At 69.7% G+C, this 666-nt stretch carries 1 protein-coding gene; it reads right to left on the bottom strand.

The window, feature by feature from the left end:
• Nucleotides 1-128: 128 nt before the first annotated feature.
• A complete protein-coding gene (locus B7L92_RS38930; protein WP_081241701.1) occupies nt 129-551 on the bottom strand; it encodes a hypothetical protein in 423 nt (140 codons plus the stop codon).
• Nucleotides 552-666: the final 115 nt, after the last annotated feature.

Genomic DNA, 666 nt, shown 5'->3' with positions numbered 1-666 from the left:
ACTGGCCGTAGTGGTCGGACGGATCGTCGGCGGGCCCGTCGCTGCTGGTGCAGGGGTCGCCGTGGATGCCGCGGGCGATCTCTTCGGGCGTGGCGTCGCAGTCGCAGGTACGCATGGTTCCCAGCCGGTCAGGCGGCCAGGGCCCGGAGCGGACGCAGGCTGCGCACGTACGCGGTGGCCTCGCCGACCATGCTCGGCACGGCGTCCTCCGTGTGGTCGCCGTACTGGTCGATGAGGATCCACTGGCCCGGCTTGTACGGGTCGGTCTGGTCGGGGTCGGTTTCGTCCGGGGTGGGGAGCCGGAACGTGTCGACCGCGAACTCGGCCGCGATGCTGGACGGCTGACGGGTGGCGACGACAAGCGCGCCGCGCACCCAGGTGGCGTCGAGGATCTGGGCGTCCGCGGGGGCGCCGATGGTGGCGAGGGCCTTCGATGCTGCGGCGATTGCGCGGTTGCGCTGCTCGATGTCGTACAACTCCTGGGCGCAGCCGGAGCAGGTGTTCATGAAGGGGCCGGCGTTGGGGTGGCGGCGGCAGGTCTGGAGTCGCATGGGTCCCCCAAGAGGATGGGTCGTTGTCGGCTTCACCAGACTACCCGCTTCAGCATTACATGGCAATGCTCATAGCGTCCGGGCATGGCAAAGGGGCCCAACCCGAAGGCCAGAC

The sequence above is a fragment of the Streptomyces viridosporus genome (genome assembly GCF_002078235.1).
GTDB lineage: Bacteria > Actinomycetota > Actinomycetes > Streptomycetales > Streptomycetaceae > Streptomyces > Streptomyces viridosporus.
Note: the sequence above shows the minus strand (reverse complement) of the source record. Positions and strands in the feature narration are given on the sequence as shown.